We start from the raw sequence: 14449 nt of genomic DNA on the forward strand, positions 1-14449 counted from the left end.
GACAGGGAGGACTGCGCGGGCCGGGTCGGTGGCGAGGGCAGCGCTGTGGGCGACGGGTCCGGCCGCTGGCGGCCCGTGCTCGCGACCGCGGTCGCGGTGGCGGCGATCGGCGGCGGAGCCGCCGCGCTCAACGCGGGCGGCCTCGGAGGGAACGACAGCGACAAGGGCAGTGTCGCGGCGCCGGTCGCCGCTCTTCCGGGCGGCTTCGCGCCGTGGCGCAAGACCGTGCAGGGCGGCCGTCCCGACATCCCCGACGAGCTGCGCTGCGTCGCGCATGGCGACGCGCTGTTCTGCGGGGGCGGCAGTGTGGTCGCGACCCGCATCAGGGCCTCGGACGGCTCACGGGTGTGGACGGTGAAGAGCCCGGGCGTCCCCGTCCAGGGAGTGCATCTGGTGGGCGCCACCGACGACACCGTGCTCGGATACCGCTTCGCCGCCGAGAATGCCCCGCAGGGACCACCACGTGAGGTGGTGGCCATCGACGCGAACAGCGGCCGGGAGCTGTGGTCCGTGGCGTCCGGCGCCCAGTCGGAGGCCGTCACGGGCCGCAGCCAGGACGCGCTGGTGGTCGGCTCGGCCGTCGTGACCGTCGACTCCTCCAACTCCCGCTTCGAGGCCCGCGACGCGCACAGCGGCAAGGTCATCTGGACGACGCCGTTCCCCACGGGCGCCCAGTGCGCACCCGTCAAGGCGGGCCCGCAGCTCGTCGCGATGTGCGCGAAGAACACGGAGGTGGACGCCGTGACGGTACGCCACCCCACCCTGCACACGCTCGACCGTGCGTCGGGGGCCCTGGGCCGGCCCCTCGCGGTTCGCGGCCCCGCCGTACCGATGGGTGTCGCGAACGGCCGGCTCGTACTCCTCCAGGAGCACCTGGAGGGCGCCGCGCAGGCAGGCTACGACGGGGTGGCGCGGGTCGACTTGGCCGCGCGGAAGGTCAGTTACTCCCCGCTGCCCAGGTCGTACGAGGGGACACCCGGCATGGTGGACGGCACCTTGTACGTGAGCGGGCAGACCGGACTCGTCACGGCGCTCGACCCCGGGACCGGCCGGAAGAAGTGGTCGCGGCAGACGGGTGTGGAGGGTGCTTCGGGACCCGTCGCGGGAGCGGGCGCGCTGTATTTCAGCTCGGCCACCGGCCGGGTGGTCGCGCTGGCGCCGCGCGGCGGCCGGCCTCTGTGGACGACGAATCCGCAGGCCGACGGTCTGACGGGCGAGCAGGGCGCGAGCCCGCGTGTGACCGTCGTGGGGCGCGCGGTGGTCGTGGCGGCGGCCAAGAACACCCTCTTCGCCTTCGACGCGCAGAAGCCGCCGAAGTCGGGCTGACTCGCGGGGGCACAGCCGGCGCCGGTGGTTCAAAGGCCGAGCAGCCGTTCGGCGTTGCGGTGGGCGATGTCGAGCTTGGCGTCAGCCGGCAGGTCGCAGTTCTCCAGGAAGCTGCGGGCGCCCGCGTTGCCGACGAAGGGGTAGTCGACGGAGTAGATCATTCGGTCGGTGCCCAGGACGTCGGTGCAGAAGCGCAGGTGCGGTGTGGTGAACATGCCGCTGGGCGTGTAGTGGACGTTCTGGCGTACGTAGTCGCCGATGGTTCGGTCGAGTCCCGTCGCCCGCTGGGGAAGTGCCTCGTCGAGGCGGTCCAGGAACCAGGGGACCATCTCGCCCCAGTGCCCGAGAATGAACTGCAGGTCCGGGTAACGGTCCAGTGCTCCGCTGAGTACGAGGTGGAGGAAGTGGATGCCCGACTCGTTGTGCCATCCCCATCCGGCGGTGGCGAACCGCGTGGCGACCACGGGATCGAGGCCCGCCTCGTAGTTGACCGCGCTGGTGCTCCGGGTGGGCGGGGCCGGGTGGAGATAGACCGGGACCCTCAGCTCGGCGGCCGCCCGCAGGATGGGGTCGAAGCGCTCGGCCGACAGGAACTCGTCGTCCGTACGGCCGTGGATGAGCGTGCCGACGTGGCCGAGTTCCTCGACGGCGCGCTTGAGTTCGGCCGGGGCCTGGTCCGGGGCGGACGTGGGCAGCGAGGCGAAGGCGGCGAAGCGGTCGGGGTGGCGTGCGCAGGCCGCCGCCAGCCGGTCGTTGACTGCCCGCACCAGCTCGGGCGCCACGTCGGCAGGCAGGAACTGCGTGGTGAGGTTGGACAGCACCTGCATGTCGATGCCGTGCGCGTCCATGTCGGCGATGCGCCCTGTGTCGAGGTCCTCCAACTCCTCGGGGGTGGGGCAGTAGGGCAGACCGCTCGCGGGCGAGTACGCCGTTCCGAAATGCGGGCTCACTTCCGTCGTGCGCCCGGCCGAGGCCTGCGCCACCGCGGTGTCGAGCGTGTGTTCCTCGATGGTGATCAGCTTCATGTCGCGTCACGCTCCGGCTTCTGAGGAGAGCCAGGCGAAGGCCGACTCCTTGATGTCGCGTTCCAGTTCGCTGCCCTGTGTCGCGAAGGTCCGCTCGACGGGGAACCCGCTCTGGTCGAGCAGGTAGGCCAACGCGCCGTACTCGCTGGGGTACTTGGCCACCACCTTGTCGTCGACTTCGGTGACACCGGCGGGGAAGGTGAAGGTCGCGAAGTCGTACACGCTCTTGCGGTCGGCGATCCGCCACACGCCGTCCCGGCGCTCGACCCGGTCGATGAAACGGTTGTGGCCGTTGCAGCCGAGGCCGAGGCTGCCGTTCTCGACGACGATCACCGCGTTGGTCTCGGCGACTGCCCGGGTTCCGTCGGCCGAGAACGTCACGTACGGGGCGGTGATGAGGTGCTTGGTCCGCAGACCGGTGGAGGCCATGCGGGTGGACGCGTCGACGAAGTCGGTGGCCAGGCCCTCGAACCAGGTGATCTCGATCCGGGCGTCGGGGTGGAAGAGGTCCCGCAGGCGGTCCCACCGTCCCTGATCACGGTGGATCCAGCCGGTCATGAGGTCGGCGATGTCCTGGCGGTCCTGAAGCGTCGGTGCTGTAGGCATATCTCGAGTCTGCGTCCGAAGCGTCGATAGATCCAATTGATAGATCTGATCTATTGTTCGGTGAAAACGATCGGAGAGGCCGCGTGGAACTTCGACACCTGCGCTACTTCGTGGCGGTCGCCGAGGACCGCCACTTCGGACGGGCGGCCGCGCGGCTGCACGTCACGCAGTCGACGCTGAGCACCCAGGTGAAGGCGCTGGAGCACGAGGTGGGAGGCCCGGTCTTCGTCCGCACCAGCCGCCGGGTCGAACTGACGGAGGCGGGAGAGCTGCTCCTCGTCGAGGCCCGACGCACGCTCAGGCAGGCCGATCGGGCCCTGGACATCGCCCGCCAGTCGGTCAGAGGCGAGACCGGCGCGGTACGCATCGGATTCTCCGGTATCGCGGTGCTCGAAGGCGGACTGGCCACGGACCTGCGCCGCTTCCACCTGGCACACCCGCGGGTCGAGCTCCACGTGAGCGAACTGCCGCCCGCCGCTCAGGTGCAGGGCCTGCGCGAGGGCAGCCTCGACGTCGGATACAGCCCCGACAACGGACTCGGCGACGTGGGCGATCTCGTCGTACGGCGAGGACTGCGCACGACCCTGTCGATCGCCGTACGCCACGATCATCCACTGGCGGCCGCCGCCTCGCTCTCGCTCGCCGACCTGGCGGGCGAGAACCTCGTCGTGTACGCGGCCGACGAGGACGACGACAGCGTGCTCGACCGGCTGGGGACGGAGCAGTGGGCAGGCGTCCACCGGGTGACGGGCACCCTCGGCGCGCTCGTGCTGGCCTCGGCCGGTGCCGGAGTGGCCGTCGTCCCCACCGCCACGGAGCGCATCGGACTGCCGGATCTCGTCTACCGGCCCCTGCGTGACATGGCGGCCGACGTGGAGGTGGTGACGCTCAGCCGCCCCGACGAACTCGCCGGCGCGGTGCGCGCGTTCGTCAGCTCCTGGGGCCGGACGGCCGTCCAGGTCAGGCGGTCTGCAGCGGAAGCTGCAGATACGAGGCGCGGTCACCGCCGGTGTGGATGATGTGCCGGCCGCTGTTGGCGGGCTCGTACTCGCGAATTCCGGGCATCATCGTGCCCAGCAGCGACCGCCCACTGATGACGAGCCGGAGCTGTTCGCCGGCTCGGAAGGTGAGGCCGACCGGCAGGAGGTCGATCTCGACGTCGACGACCTCACCGGGGGAGAGCTTCTCGACCCGGTCGAAAGTGTGAGCCGGAACGTCGTCGGTCGCCAGCTCCTTGTCCAGGTGGCGCATCGAGACGCGCAGCCGTCCGTCGGAGCCCTTGTACCGCAGGATGGAGGCGCCCCGCTCGGTGACGTCCTGGGCGAGCGCGCCCTGGTTGAGCGCGGTGAACGCCTGGAGCGGTGTGCCCTGGGCGTCGAGCTTCTGCACGAGGACGAACAGGTCCATGTCGTCCGAGCCGTCCGCCTCGACCCACAGGTGTGCCTTCGGGTACCCGACCAGGGTCGTCTCCTCGTCGAAGCGTGCTACGAAGGACACCAGGTCCGGGTTGGACGCGACGGCATACCCTGCCGTCGCCTCGACGGCGGGCGCGGCCGTCGACAGGGTCCGGGTGCGTCCGTCGAGGTAGTACTTCGTCGACGTGGTGTCGGCCGGCGGGAACTGGTCGGCCGGGACGTTGATCCGGTCCCCGCCCTGCAGGTCGAGGAGGGAGTAGCGGACGCGGGGCGTCTGCTCCCAGCCGTTGTCCTCCCCCTTGAGGGTGTGGTCGAAGAAGTGGCGCAGGTCCTCGACGTTGGCCTCGTCGTAGTAGTCGGGCCATTCCTGGCTGTTGTGGACGCGCAGCCACTTGTCCTCGGACGCCATCCGCCGCCAGGCGCGGAACGTACCGGCCGTGTGCAGGGTGTTGGAGTAACTGGCGACGACGTACGCCGGAACGTTGATCTTCTCGAACTGCGGGGTCTTGTTCTCCCACAGGTCGTCCATCAGCGGGTGGTGCTCGGCCTCGGCGAGGATGTCCTCCTTGCGGGCCTTGCCGAAGTAGCTGTTGTCCTGGAGTTGCCGGGCGAAGCCGGTGTCGGGCATGCCGCCGCGGAGCACCAGGTCGCGGTAGACGTCGCTGACGCCCTCCCACGGGTTGATCGCGGCCAGGTGCGGCGGCTGCTCGGCCGCGGTGAACCACTGGGAGACCGCGAGGTACGAGGTTCCGCTCATCGCGACCTTGCCGGTGCACCAGTCCTGGACGCCCAGCCACTCGATCAGGTCGTAACAGTCCCGGCCCTCCTGGCGGTCCCAGATAACACTGTCGCCCTCGGAGTTGGCCACGCCCCGGATGTCCGGGTTGCAGATCGCATAGCCGTGCGCGCACCAGTAGGCCGGGTCGGGGCCCTCGAACTTCTCCAGGCCGGAGACGATGCCGTTGTGGAGGCCGACCATGCCGAAGATGCCCATCACGCTGGCGGACGTGCCCTGGCCCTTGCCGTACGGGCTCCACGCCACGATGACCGGCAACCGCTCGGCCCCGGCAGGGCGGAAGACGTCCACGTAGATCGTGAAGCCGTCACGGAGTGTTACCGGCACGTCCTTGTCGAGGACGATGTCGACAGGCAAGGGCTTGAACGGCGGAGCGATCTGGGAGCCCGCCTTCAGGGTCCGCGTTCCGGGCTCGAAGTCGCTCAGGATCCCGTACCGGGCGCCCGGCTCCAAGGGCTGGGAGGGCGTGAATACCTTCTGGCCGTCACTCATGGTGCGCTCCTCGCGTCTCTCCGTCCGAGGACGGGCTCTGCCGACATTTCGAGCGTAAGCCTGCGGCCAGCGAAACTCAACGCTGTTGAGTTCGTTGACCTGGGTAACTTGAGGGCATGACTGCGCGTACCAGCTCCGCCTCCGCCACCCGACGCGGACGTCGGCCGGGAGTGAACACGACCCGGCAGGCGATCCTCAGTGCCGCCCGCGCCCGCTTCACCGCCGACGGATTCGGCCGGACCACCATTCGGCGGGTCGCGGCCGACGCCGGCGTCGACGCGTCCCTGGTGATGCAGTTCTTCCGGTCGAAGAGCGAGCTGTTCGCCGAGGTCATGTCCGTCCCCGCCGAGGCGTTGACGCACTTCAGCGAAGCGTTCGCGGGGACGGACGACAAGCTGGGGGAGCGGGTGGTCCGAGCCTTCCTCGATGTGTGGGAAGTGGACTCCCGGACGTCCGAGCCGCTCATGGCGATGCTTCGTGGCGCCGTCGTTAACGACCAGGTGAACGAGCAGCTGCGCGAGTTCATCCAGGCCCGGTTCTTCGCCGCTGCTGTCGCATCGCGGGGCGGCGATGCCGACGACGTGATGCTTCGCGCGGGGATCGTCTCGTCGATGCTCGTCGGCCTTGTCGTGGGGCGAGGTGTGGTCGGCGTCCCCACGCTCGCCGCGGCGGAGCGTGAGAAGCTGATCATGCTCGTCGGGCCCGCCGTGCAGAGCGTGCTGGTTCCGACGCCGTAGCCCAGCGACGGGAAGGGGACGGCTGCATGGCAGCGATCGACGGCCGCATGTACATCGAAGGGCGACGCGTAGCCTGCCCGTCCGACCTGGAAGAGGCCGCCGATCAGCTGGAGTGCTCCGGGGCGGTGGCCCGGATCGGGCCCGAGGCGATGCTCAAGGCGTTCGTCGATGTCATCGTCGACGGGTATGCGCCGGTCGTCGCCGGGCTGATGAACGACATCGACGAGATCGAGGACAGCCTGTTCGGTGAGGGGAACGAGCACTGGACGTAGGGCTGTGGGGCGTTTTCAAATGGGGCCGCTGGTTGTGACCGGTTTTCCCGGAGCTCTGGACAGGCGACGGTGGCGAGAGTGTGGACACCCCGGCGTCTCCACGACGGCTGGAACGACAACGTCGAGCAGGTCCACATCGCCTGCACAGTGGGCACGGAATGCGTCCTGACTCCGAACACGCCTCAGCGCAACGACGCGATGATCGACCACCCCGACGCACCCGTCACCCTCCTTCACGCAGCGTGCACGACGCCCCCCGGTAGGCCCCTGAGCGTCACAGGCAGCCCCGCAGTGTCACCGAGGCGTAGGGGTGTGGTGTGAGCCGTCGCCGCACCCTTGCGCAGTCGTCGCTGCGGACACTTATGGCGATGGCATCGCCGGGCGGGAGTGCGTCCACGCCGTCCGGATTCTGACGTATTTGGGCGAACTCGTCCGCGAGCGGGAGCGTGCTCCTGAGGCTATCCCCGGCGCTCATCCCGTCACTCTCGCCGGTCTGGCACGGGGCACACGCTCGACTTGATAGTTAGGGCTCTATGTGTTTGACTTCTAACTATTACAGGGTGAGGGATTCCCCGGCGAATCCGGCGTGGATTCCACCTGGGCCGGTGGTCCGGCATCGCATGTGGGCTCCCGCGTGAGTGCGGTCGAATCGCAGGAAAAGAGGCATCGTGAGTCAGTGGCAGACAGGCTGGATGCAAGCGGTCGCGGACTTTCGCGACCTCGACAGGGCCGGTACCGATGAGACGCTGCGCGTGCATGTGGTGTCGGCGGTCGCCGGTGAACGCGCACGGGTGAAACTGAGTAATCGCTTCGGTTCCGGGCCCCTGAACGTGGGGGCGCTTTCCGTCTCGGGAGGAGGCCAGGCGGTATCCGCCCGGTTCGCGGGGCGGACAGACGTCACGGTGTCGGCAGGGCAGGAGTGCTGGAGCGACCCGCTCGATGTGGCGGTCCTGCGCGGCGGCAAGGTGACGGTTGACCTGTACCTCCCGACGTCGACGGTGCACGCGACGGGCAACTCTCGCGGATGCTCATGGAAGTCTCGGAGCCGGGCGACCACGTCGGCTCACCCGACTTCCCTGCGGTCGAGCTCCCCACCGTCGAGGCCCCCGACGGCAGCCGTCTCCCCCTGCCGGTGCCCTTCGTCTGCGGCTTGGAGGTGTTCGGACCCGAGGTCCCGGTGACGGCCGTGTGCCTTGGTGACTCGATCACCGCCGGCGGCTGGCCCGAGGGTGCCCAGGAGCTGCTCGCGCCGCGGCTCGATGTGGTCATGCTGAATGCGGGCATCGCCGGCAATCGGCTGCGGACCGATCCGGGCGCGTCCATCGCCTCGTTCGGCCCGTCCGGGGTATCGCGCTTCGAAAGCGATGTCCTCTCCGTCGCGGCGGCGAGCGACGTCGTCATCGCGCTGGGGACCAATGACCTGGGACTCCCTGGCGCCGCCGCGCCCCTGGCGGACCTGCCCTCGGCCCAGCAGATGATCAATTCGTACCGGCGTCTTTCCGACCGGGCCGCGGAGGCGGGACTCGGCGTGACGATCGCGACGATCACACCGTTCCTGGGGGCGGAAGGCTACGACGGCACCCGGGAAGAGATCCGGCGTGTCGTTAACGACTGGATCCGTACAGCGGCGCCGCACTGCGTCGACTTCGACGCGGCACTCCGGGACGCGCAGAACCCCCGGCGGCTCGCGGAGGCGTACGACTCGGGCGACCATCTGCACCCCAACACCGCCGGTACTGCTCGCCTGGCGCACACCATGGCGGCACATCTGGCGCGCCGTCACGGCTTCGCCGTCGACTGAGCCCACGGGCAGGCGCCTGAACCATCCGAACCATCAGAGATCAGGAGATCGACATGCACGAAAAGCAGCCGGGATTGGTCATGCGACTCAAGGCCAAGCCCGGAAAGGCGGACGAACTGTTCCAGCTGTGCCACGTGATGCACTTCAACGGCGACCCGGACGGGCCCGTCGACTGGGTGCTCAGCCGCTCGGACGAAGACCCGGACATCATGTGGGCCTTCGAGTTCTACCGGGACGACGAGTCGATGAACCGCCACTACACGAACCCCGAACTGGACGCCGGGCATCAGCGGGTCATGGACCTTCTCGCCGAGGGCGTCGAAGAGTGGGGCGTGCGGGTGCCGGTCCACATCGTCACCTCCAGCTGAGCAGGTCGGCGATCCTGCGTTGCCTCCGGGGCAGGTGAGTCACCTCGCCGGGCCGGACGGCAGGGTTGAGAGCCCTGGCCGCCGGCGGGCCCGGCGCCGACCGCGACAGGATCACCGAGATCCACGGATCGTGAACGTAACGAGAAAGGCCATCAGGGCATGCAGCAGGAAAATCCCACTCTGACCATGATCCGAGAGTTCGTAGCACTCGGCCGCGCGGAATTCGAGCGCCCGCGCTCGCCGTCGGGCGACGGCCACGGCCAGCGGAAGCTGACAGAAGGCATGACGGCAGCAGGTCCGGACGGCGAGCCCGTCAAGATGAGCGAGCCGCTGCTTCAGCTTCTGGCGCCCCGAGCGCCCTACTTCGACCTGCTGGTCGAGGGCGCCCTGGAATCCGGTGTCACGCAGATCGTCAACGTCGGCGCGGGCTATGACGACCGGGCGCTGCGCTTCCGCTCGCCCGACGTGCACTTCTACGAGATCGATCTTCCTCACGTCATCGCAGACAAGAAGCGACGACTGGACGCATCCGGCCTGGACACCCGCGGGATCACGCTCATCGAAGCCGATCTGGCGACAGACGGTGCGGGTGACCTGCTGGCCGCGGCCGGGCATGACCGCCGGGAGCGCTCCCTGTTCCTGCTGGAACACATCGTTCTGTTCCTGGAGAACAGTGCCGTCGACTGTCTTGCCAGGTCACTGGCCGGTCGAGCGGCCCCCGGCAGCACGCTGGCCCTGACCGCTGAAGCCCATCCGCAGGGCCTCGACTCGGCGCAGGTGCTCGCAACAACGGATCAGGTCATGTTCGGCGGGACCAGCCCCCTGCGCACCATCCTGAGCCGCGACACCTGGCTCGCCGTGCTGAAGAACGCCGGCTGGACCGTTCTCGACCCCGGCCACGTCACCGCCGTCGACCACTTCCAGGTCCCCCTGGACGGCAGCGCGGCTCAGATCCAGACCCAGTTCCTGACCGCTACGGCATAGAGACGGTACCCACTGGAAGGCGATCGCCGGCTACCGCTTCTGATTTTGACTGTTAGAGTCCTAATTATTAGACTGGGTGCCATGGACGAACCGCGGGGTGTATCGAATCGCGCGTTGCACAGCACCTTCGAGATGATGCGCTGGATCGTGTGGGTCCAGCGCAAGGGGAGCGAGGAGTGGTTCCGGGAGCGCGACCTCAGTTCCGAGCAAGCCTTCGTACTCGGATACCTGATCCAGAACCCCGGCTCGATCCAGCGTGACATCGCACGAGTGAGCCGCACGAGCGCCGCCAGTGTCTCGTCCCTGTTGAAGGGCATGGAAAGACGCGGCTTGATCGAACGTCGCATGGAAGAGGGTGACGACCGCAGCAAGCGGGTCTTCGTGACGTCGCACGCCAGAGAGGTCATCGACGGCCTCGAACTGGTCATGACCGAGGTGGAGCATGGCATTCTTGCGCCGCTGGACGCCGCTGAACGCGCGTCTTTGCACGCTCTGCTCACCAAGGTCACCGCTGAACTCAGCGAACCCACGCTCCCGTGACCCGCGCCTGCTCTCATTGATCGCTGTAGATCCCGTCGGCTTCCCCTTTCGCGAGCCGGCCTTGACCGTCCGGACACGTCAGGACCCCGTGATGAACGAGCAGCGCAGACTCGACAACAAGGTCACGGTCATCGGCAGCGGCGGCATCGGATTCGCCGCGGCCCGCCTCCTCCACCAGCACGGTGCCCAACTGGTCCTGGCGGCGCAGGACGAAGCCAAGCTCGGCGCTGCGGCCGAGTTGCTCGGTGGCCCCGTGCGTCTGGTGGCCTGCGACCTGTCCACGTCCACCGCGTCGACCGTTTGATCGACGCCGTGGAAGACCACTTCGGGTTCATCGATCTGTACCTGGCCGGTCCCGATTCGGCCTACACCACCGGTTCCGAGTTCCGACCTTCCCGTCGACGGCGGCCTCGCCCGGCTCTGAGGCGCAGCGTTCCGACCCCGGGGTCCGGCGAGTCCTCGCCACGACCGAACGAACGGGCGTGCTTCACCCGGCGCCTCTTCCAGCTCACGCGATACGGACGTTCACGATGCCCCCATGCTCAACACTGAGCGCGAGGCCGGAGGCTGTCATGGGAGTGCCCCTGATCGCCGGCATCGGCGTGGCCGGCAGAACATGTCCGCTTGAAACAGCAGCAAGGTTGATGATCAAGCTTGGCTGAGGCTGGTGTGCCGCCTGTCGGGAGTGAGGAGGTAGGCGACCGCCATGTCGCCGAGTTCCTCCGCGTACCGTCGCTGGGCTGTCTCGCCGGTGGCCGGGTCGGGGCGTACGGAGTTGTGGAAGCAGGCGCCGAGCAGGGCGCGGGCCGCGATGTCGAGGGCGCGCTGAGGGTCGGAGCGGCGAATCTGGTCGGCGTAGGGGGCCGCCGCCTCGAGCAGGAGCCGGTGGACCTCGGTGATGGTGCGGAAGCCGCGGTCCGTAGGCTTGGCGCCTCGTGCGCGCAGTAGCTCGGGGAAGAGATTGCTGCTGTCGGCGAAGGACTGCAGCAGCGCCTGCGCGTAGGCCTCCATGACGCCGGGCAGTGACGGCTCGGCCATACGGAGCTGGTCGGCGACGTACTCCTCACGCCGGTCCAGCATGCGCTCGGTGAGCGCGTTGATCAGCTGCTCCTTGTCCTCGAAGCGACGGTAGATCGTGCCGACCGAGACCCCGGCGCGCTCCGCGACGCCGGTCATCGTCATGTCCTCCAGGCCGGCGGAGGAGGCGATTTCCTCAGCCGCGCGCAGAACGCGGGCCAGGGTCGCGGCGCTGCGCGCCTGCTGCGGCTCCTTGTACGGCGCAGGACGGTCGTGCTGGTCAGTCATGTCTCGCATCGTATCTGCGAGGGGTCTGTGTAGAAGCGGTTGACAAGGAGTGGGCCTCTCTGTCTAACCTCTTAATGCGAATGCGAATTTACATTCGCATCCTACTGGAGGTTCGACCATGACCGACAAGCAGACTTCCCCGGCTGTGTCCGTGACGCTCGAGTCGGGGCCCACCGGCTCCGGCAGCATCGACGACTTCGAGCTGTTCTACGCACGCCGCGCCTTGGACCGCTTCAGGGCGCGCCTGGGCCGACAGGGACTGCTCGATCTGCTGGCTGCGGACATCGAGGAGGGCAATGCCTTCCTGCGGGAGTGCGCGCGCACATCCGGCGGTGAGTTCAACGCCGGCACGACCGTGCTTCAGGCCCGCGGGATGACCTCGGCCGAGTTCCTCGCCTGGATGGACGCGGCATTCGCCGGCGACGACTCCCGCCCGCTCCTGGCGGCGCACCCCGAGCACTACGTGATGGGCACCGACGCCATCGGCGCCCGCGTGGTCGAGAACATCGGCCCCCACGTCTGCTCCTTCTACATGGGTGGCTGGGGCACGGCCGCGATGGCCTGGGCCGACGACGCGGCCGAGCTCCTTCCCGAGGCGGAGTTCCCGCGGAAGATGTCGTCGAACCTCTTCCTGGAGGACGGCACCGTCGTCGGTCGGGCGCTGATCCAGTTCGGCGACACCGCCGAAGGGTTCACCGCGAACCTGACGGTCTATTTCCCCACGTCCTGCCCGAAGGACGTCCTGGATCACCACATGCGGCACTACGCCGTCGAATTCCGGAACTGGATCGTCGCCGCGGCCGAAGCCCGCGCCTGACGGTCCGTGGGTGAGGCCCGCTGCCGGCCTCGCGCCGCCGCCCGCCGCGTGCGACCGGCAGGGTTCGCCGTTCCCGGCCCGCGCGCCGCGGAACGCACCACCTGACCGACCCTCGGCATGCGCCGGTCGGCAGCGGGGTCGGAAACGGCCGACGCGGCGCGCGCCGAACTCGGCGCGGCATGAAAGCCCACGACTCCGCTGCCGAAAGGCGAGTGGAGGCTGGTCCTGGCGTCGTCGGCTCGGCCGCACAGGGGCTCCCCAGTGACTGATTCGACTGACTGAAGAGCAAAACGACCAGAGTGTCACGTGCGGGGACTGCGACGTGGGGCCAGGTGCCCCGCGCGCCACGGCTCAAGGAAGAGAGTGGACATGTCTGCAGTACGTGAGAGCGGAGCCGTTGACGGCTGTGCTGCGTTCGCCGGCTTGTTGCAGGAAGAGCGACGCTTCGCGCCGCCGGCTGACCTGGCCGCGAACGCCAACGTCACGGCGGAGGCGTACGAGCAGGCCACGGCTGACCGGCTCGGTTTCTGGTCCGAGCAGGCCCGCCGCCTGACCTGGGCCACCGAGCCGGCCGAGACCCTCGACTGGTAGAACCCGCCGTTCGCGAAGTGGTTCGCCGACGGCAAGCTGAACGTCGCCTACAACTGCGTCGACCGCCACGTCGAGGCCGGGCACGGCGACCGGGTCGCCGTCTACCTGCCGGTGATCCCCGAGGCCGTCATCTCGATGCTGGCCTGCGCGCGCATCGGCGCCGCGCACTCGGTCGTCTTCGGCGGCTTCTCCGCCGACGCGATCGCCGAGCGCATCGAGGACGCCGACGCCAAGGTCGTCATCACCTCCGACGGCGGCTACCGCCGCGGCAAGCCCTCCGCCCTCAAGCCCGCCGTCGACGAGGCCCTCACCCGCGTATCGGTCGAGAAGGTCCTCGTCGTGCAGCGCACGAAGCAGGACGTGGAGTGGACCGAGGGCCGGGACGTCTGGTGGCACGAAGTCGTCGCCCGGCAGCCCGCCGAGCACACCCCGCAGGCGTTCGACGCCGAGCACCCGCTCTTCATCCTCTGTTCGAGAAAGCCGCAGCAGGCTCCAGGAGGACGAGCGAGCGGAACCGGAGTCGCTACTCGGCGCACGCGGCGGAGAGCGCATTGCGGGTGCGCACAGGTTCGAACTCCGGCGAGGCGATGGAGAGGACGACGAGCGCGGTTCGGGCCAGGTGGGTCGCCAGCGCACGAGAGGCTGCCTTCGCGTCACGTGCGTACACCGCCTCGGCGATGGTGTGGTGCTGCGAACTCGTGTCCGCCTGCCATTCGAGCGGATTCCACGAGACGAACGCCATGCGGTACCGAGTGGCGTGGTCCGACAGCAGCGCGAGTTCCCGTTCCACGCGCGGGCCGGACGGGTGTACCAGCGCGCGATGGAACTTCTCGTGCGGGCACTCCCACTGTTCGACGTCGCCCGTGCGAGCTTTCTCGTCCATCTCCCGCAGCAACTCGTCGAGGTGCCGCAGATTGGCCTCGGTCATGCGCGGGACGGCGATCCCGATGGCCAGTGACTCCAGGCTGATGCGCATCGCGTACAGCTCGTCCAGGTCGTCGTCGCTGAACGCTGCCACGCGGGCTCGGTGCTGTGACTCCTGCTCGACGAAGCCTTCGCGTTGCAGAATCCTGAGGGCTTCACGCAGCGGGCCGCGGCTCACGCCGAGTTGGCGGGCCAGCTCGACCTGGGACAGCGGGTCGCCGGCGCGCAGGTCACCGTGCATGATCGCGCGCCGGAGCGCGTAATGGGCCCTGCTCATCTCGTCGGGATGGGTCCGGCTCGCGTCGTCGGGGCGGGCGAACTTGTTCGCCGCCTCGGCTGACGGTGCTGTCATCGGCTGCAGGCCTTTCACGCGTCTCCATGTGGCGTTCGGATGTTCTTCGGTACCCGCCGGACTGATGGTCAGCACCAAGGTAGCCGACGCTCGGCGCA

General features: G+C 68.8%; 15 protein-coding genes and 1 pseudogene. 11 read left to right on the forward strand and 5 right to left on the reverse strand.

Annotation, left to right across the window (positions count from 1 at the left end):
• Positions 1-1326: PQQ-binding-like beta-propeller repeat protein (locus G3I19_RS12270; RefSeq protein ID WP_164263114.1), on the forward strand; the 1326-nt coding region annotated here is incomplete at its 5' end.
• 29 nt (positions 1327-1355) lie between these two features.
• Here G3I19_RS12270 and G3I19_RS12275 read toward each other — a convergent pair.
• Together G3I19_RS12275 and G3I19_RS12280 are read right to left on the reverse strand one after the other, a co-directional pair.
• A complete protein-coding gene (locus tag G3I19_RS12275; protein ID WP_164263117.1) occupies positions 1356-2351 on the reverse strand; it encodes an amidohydrolase family protein in 996 nt (331 codons plus the stop codon).
• Between the two features lie 6 nt (positions 2352-2357).
• Positions 2358-2957, reverse strand: a complete 600-nt coding sequence (locus tag G3I19_RS12280; RefSeq protein ID WP_164263119.1) for a nuclear transport factor 2 family protein — start codon at positions 2955-2957, stop codon at positions 2358-2360.
• 83 nt (positions 2958-3040) lie between these two features.
• Between G3I19_RS12280 and G3I19_RS12285 the strand changes: the two genes are divergently transcribed.
• Complete coding sequence (locus tag G3I19_RS12285; protein WP_164263121.1) at positions 3041-3976, forward strand: LysR substrate-binding domain-containing protein; 936 nt, start codon at positions 3041-3043, stop codon at positions 3974-3976.
• Here G3I19_RS12285 and G3I19_RS12290 read toward each other — a convergent pair.
• A complete protein-coding gene (locus G3I19_RS12290; protein ID WP_164263123.1) occupies positions 3918-5660 on the reverse strand; it encodes a CocE/NonD family hydrolase in 1743 nt (580 codons plus the stop codon). The genes G3I19_RS12285 and G3I19_RS12290 overlap by 59 nt on opposite strands.
• A 116-nt stretch (positions 5661-5776) precedes the next feature.
• Here G3I19_RS12290 and G3I19_RS12295 point away from each other — a divergent pair, with 116 nt between their 5' ends.
• The 7 genes from G3I19_RS12295 to G3I19_RS12325 all read left to right on the forward strand — a co-directional run bounded on the left by G3I19_RS12295 (position 5777) and on the right by G3I19_RS12325 (position 10666).
• Positions 5777-6397 (forward strand): TetR/AcrR family transcriptional regulator, encoded by a 621-nt coding sequence (locus G3I19_RS12295; protein WP_164263125.1) that lies wholly within the window; start codon positions 5777-5779, stop codon positions 6395-6397.
• Between the two features lie 26 nt (positions 6398-6423).
• On the forward strand, positions 6424-6669 hold the full coding sequence (locus tag G3I19_RS36875) for a hypothetical protein (RefSeq protein WP_203599480.1): 246 nt from the start codon (positions 6424-6426) through the stop codon (positions 6667-6669).
• Between the two features lie 1024 nt (positions 6670-7693).
• Positions 7694-8470, forward strand: a complete 777-nt coding sequence (locus G3I19_RS12305; protein WP_164263126.1) for a GDSL-type esterase/lipase family protein — start codon at positions 7694-7696, stop codon at positions 8468-8470.
• Positions 8471-8523: 53 nt separating this feature from the next.
• Positions 8524-8838 (forward strand): antibiotic biosynthesis monooxygenase, encoded by a 315-nt coding sequence (locus G3I19_RS12310; RefSeq protein WP_164263128.1) that lies wholly within the window; start codon positions 8524-8526, stop codon positions 8836-8838.
• 159 nt (positions 8839-8997) lie between these two features.
• Entirely contained in the window at positions 8998-9822 is an 825-nt protein-coding gene (locus G3I19_RS12315; protein WP_164263130.1) for an SAM-dependent methyltransferase, read from the forward strand.
• Positions 9823-9903: 81 nt separating this feature from the next.
• Positions 9904-10362 carry a MarR family transcriptional regulator gene (locus G3I19_RS12320; RefSeq protein ID WP_239074208.1) on the forward strand — a complete coding sequence of 153 codons (459 nt, stop codon included), beginning with the start codon at positions 9904-9906 and terminating at the stop codon, positions 10360-10362.
• A gap of 91 nt (positions 10363-10453) precedes the next feature.
• Positions 10454-10666, forward strand: coding sequence for an SDR family oxidoreductase (locus G3I19_RS12325; protein ID WP_164263132.1), 213 nt, complete (start codon positions 10454-10456; stop codon positions 10664-10666).
• A gap of 344 nt (positions 10667-11010) precedes the next feature.
• Here G3I19_RS12325 and G3I19_RS12330 read toward each other — a convergent pair whose 3' ends face one another.
• Positions 11011-11667: a TetR/AcrR family transcriptional regulator gene (locus G3I19_RS12330; RefSeq protein WP_239074209.1), complete on the reverse strand. Its 657-nt coding sequence runs from the start codon at positions 11665-11667 to the stop codon at positions 11011-11013.
• A gap of 118 nt (positions 11668-11785) precedes the next feature.
• Between G3I19_RS12330 and G3I19_RS12335 the strand changes: the two genes are divergently transcribed.
• Complete coding sequence (locus tag G3I19_RS12335) at positions 11786-12484, forward strand: hypothetical protein (RefSeq protein ID WP_164263136.1); 699 nt, start codon at positions 11786-11788, stop codon at positions 12482-12484.
• Positions 12485-12853: 369 nt separating this feature from the next.
• Positions 12854-13543 (forward strand): annotated as a pseudogene (locus G3I19_RS12340) (acetyl-coenzyme A synthetase N-terminal domain-containing protein); the annotation flags it as partial.
• A 55-nt stretch (positions 13544-13598) separates the two neighbouring features.
• Here G3I19_RS12340 and G3I19_RS12345 read toward each other — a convergent pair.
• Positions 13599-14351, reverse strand: a complete 753-nt coding sequence (locus tag G3I19_RS12345) for a GntR family transcriptional regulator (RefSeq protein ID WP_164263138.1) — start codon at positions 14349-14351, stop codon at positions 13599-13601.
• Positions 14352-14449: the final 98 nt, after the last annotated feature.

It is taken from the genome of Streptomyces sp. SID10853 (genome assembly GCF_010548145.1).
GTDB lineage: Bacteria > Actinomycetota > Actinomycetes > Streptomycetales > Streptomycetaceae > Streptomyces.

Bases quoted from the DNA above. Each gene is read 5' to 3' on its own strand.
- G3I19_RS12275 (WP_164263117.1), bottom strand. From the start codon at position 2,351: ATGAAGCTGATCACCATCGAGGAACACACGCTCGACACCGCGGTGGCG.
- G3I19_RS12280 (WP_164263119.1), bottom strand. From the start codon at position 2,957: ATGCCTACAGCACCGACGCTTCAGGACCGCCAGGACATCGCCGACCTC.
- G3I19_RS12290 (WP_164263123.1), bottom strand. From the start codon at position 5,660: ATGAGTGACGGCCAGAAGGTATTCACGCCCTCCCAGCCCTTGGAGCCG.
- G3I19_RS12295 (WP_164263125.1), top strand. From the start codon at position 5,777: ATGACTGCGCGTACCAGCTCCGCCTCCGCCACCCGACGCGGACGTCGG.
- G3I19_RS36875 (WP_203599480.1), top strand. From the start codon at position 6,424: ATGGCAGCGATCGACGGCCGCATGTACATCGAAGGGCGACGCGTAGCC.
- G3I19_RS12305 (WP_164263126.1), top strand. From the start codon at position 7,694: ATGCTCATGGAAGTCTCGGAGCCGGGCGACCACGTCGGCTCACCCGAC.
- G3I19_RS12310 (WP_164263128.1), top strand. From the start codon at position 8,524: ATGCACGAAAAGCAGCCGGGATTGGTCATGCGACTCAAGGCCAAGCCC.
- G3I19_RS12315 (WP_164263130.1), top strand. From the start codon at position 8,998: ATGCAGCAGGAAAATCCCACTCTGACCATGATCCGAGAGTTCGTAGCA.
- G3I19_RS12320 (WP_239074208.1), top strand. From the start codon at position 9,904: ATGGACGAACCGCGGGGTGTATCGAATCGCGCGTTGCACAGCACCTTC.
- G3I19_RS12325 (WP_164263132.1), top strand. From the start codon at position 10,454: ATGAACGAGCAGCGCAGACTCGACAACAAGGTCACGGTCATCGGCAGC.
- G3I19_RS12330 (WP_239074209.1), bottom strand. From the start codon at position 11,667: ATGACTGACCAGCACGACCGTCCTGCGCCGTACAAGGAGCCGCAGCAG.
- G3I19_RS12335 (WP_164263136.1), top strand. From the start codon at position 11,786: ATGACCGACAAGCAGACTTCCCCGGCTGTGTCCGTGACGCTCGAGTCG.
- G3I19_RS12345 (WP_164263138.1), bottom strand. From the start codon at position 14,351: ATGACAGCACCGTCAGCCGAGGCGGCGAACAAGTTCGCCCGCCCCGAC.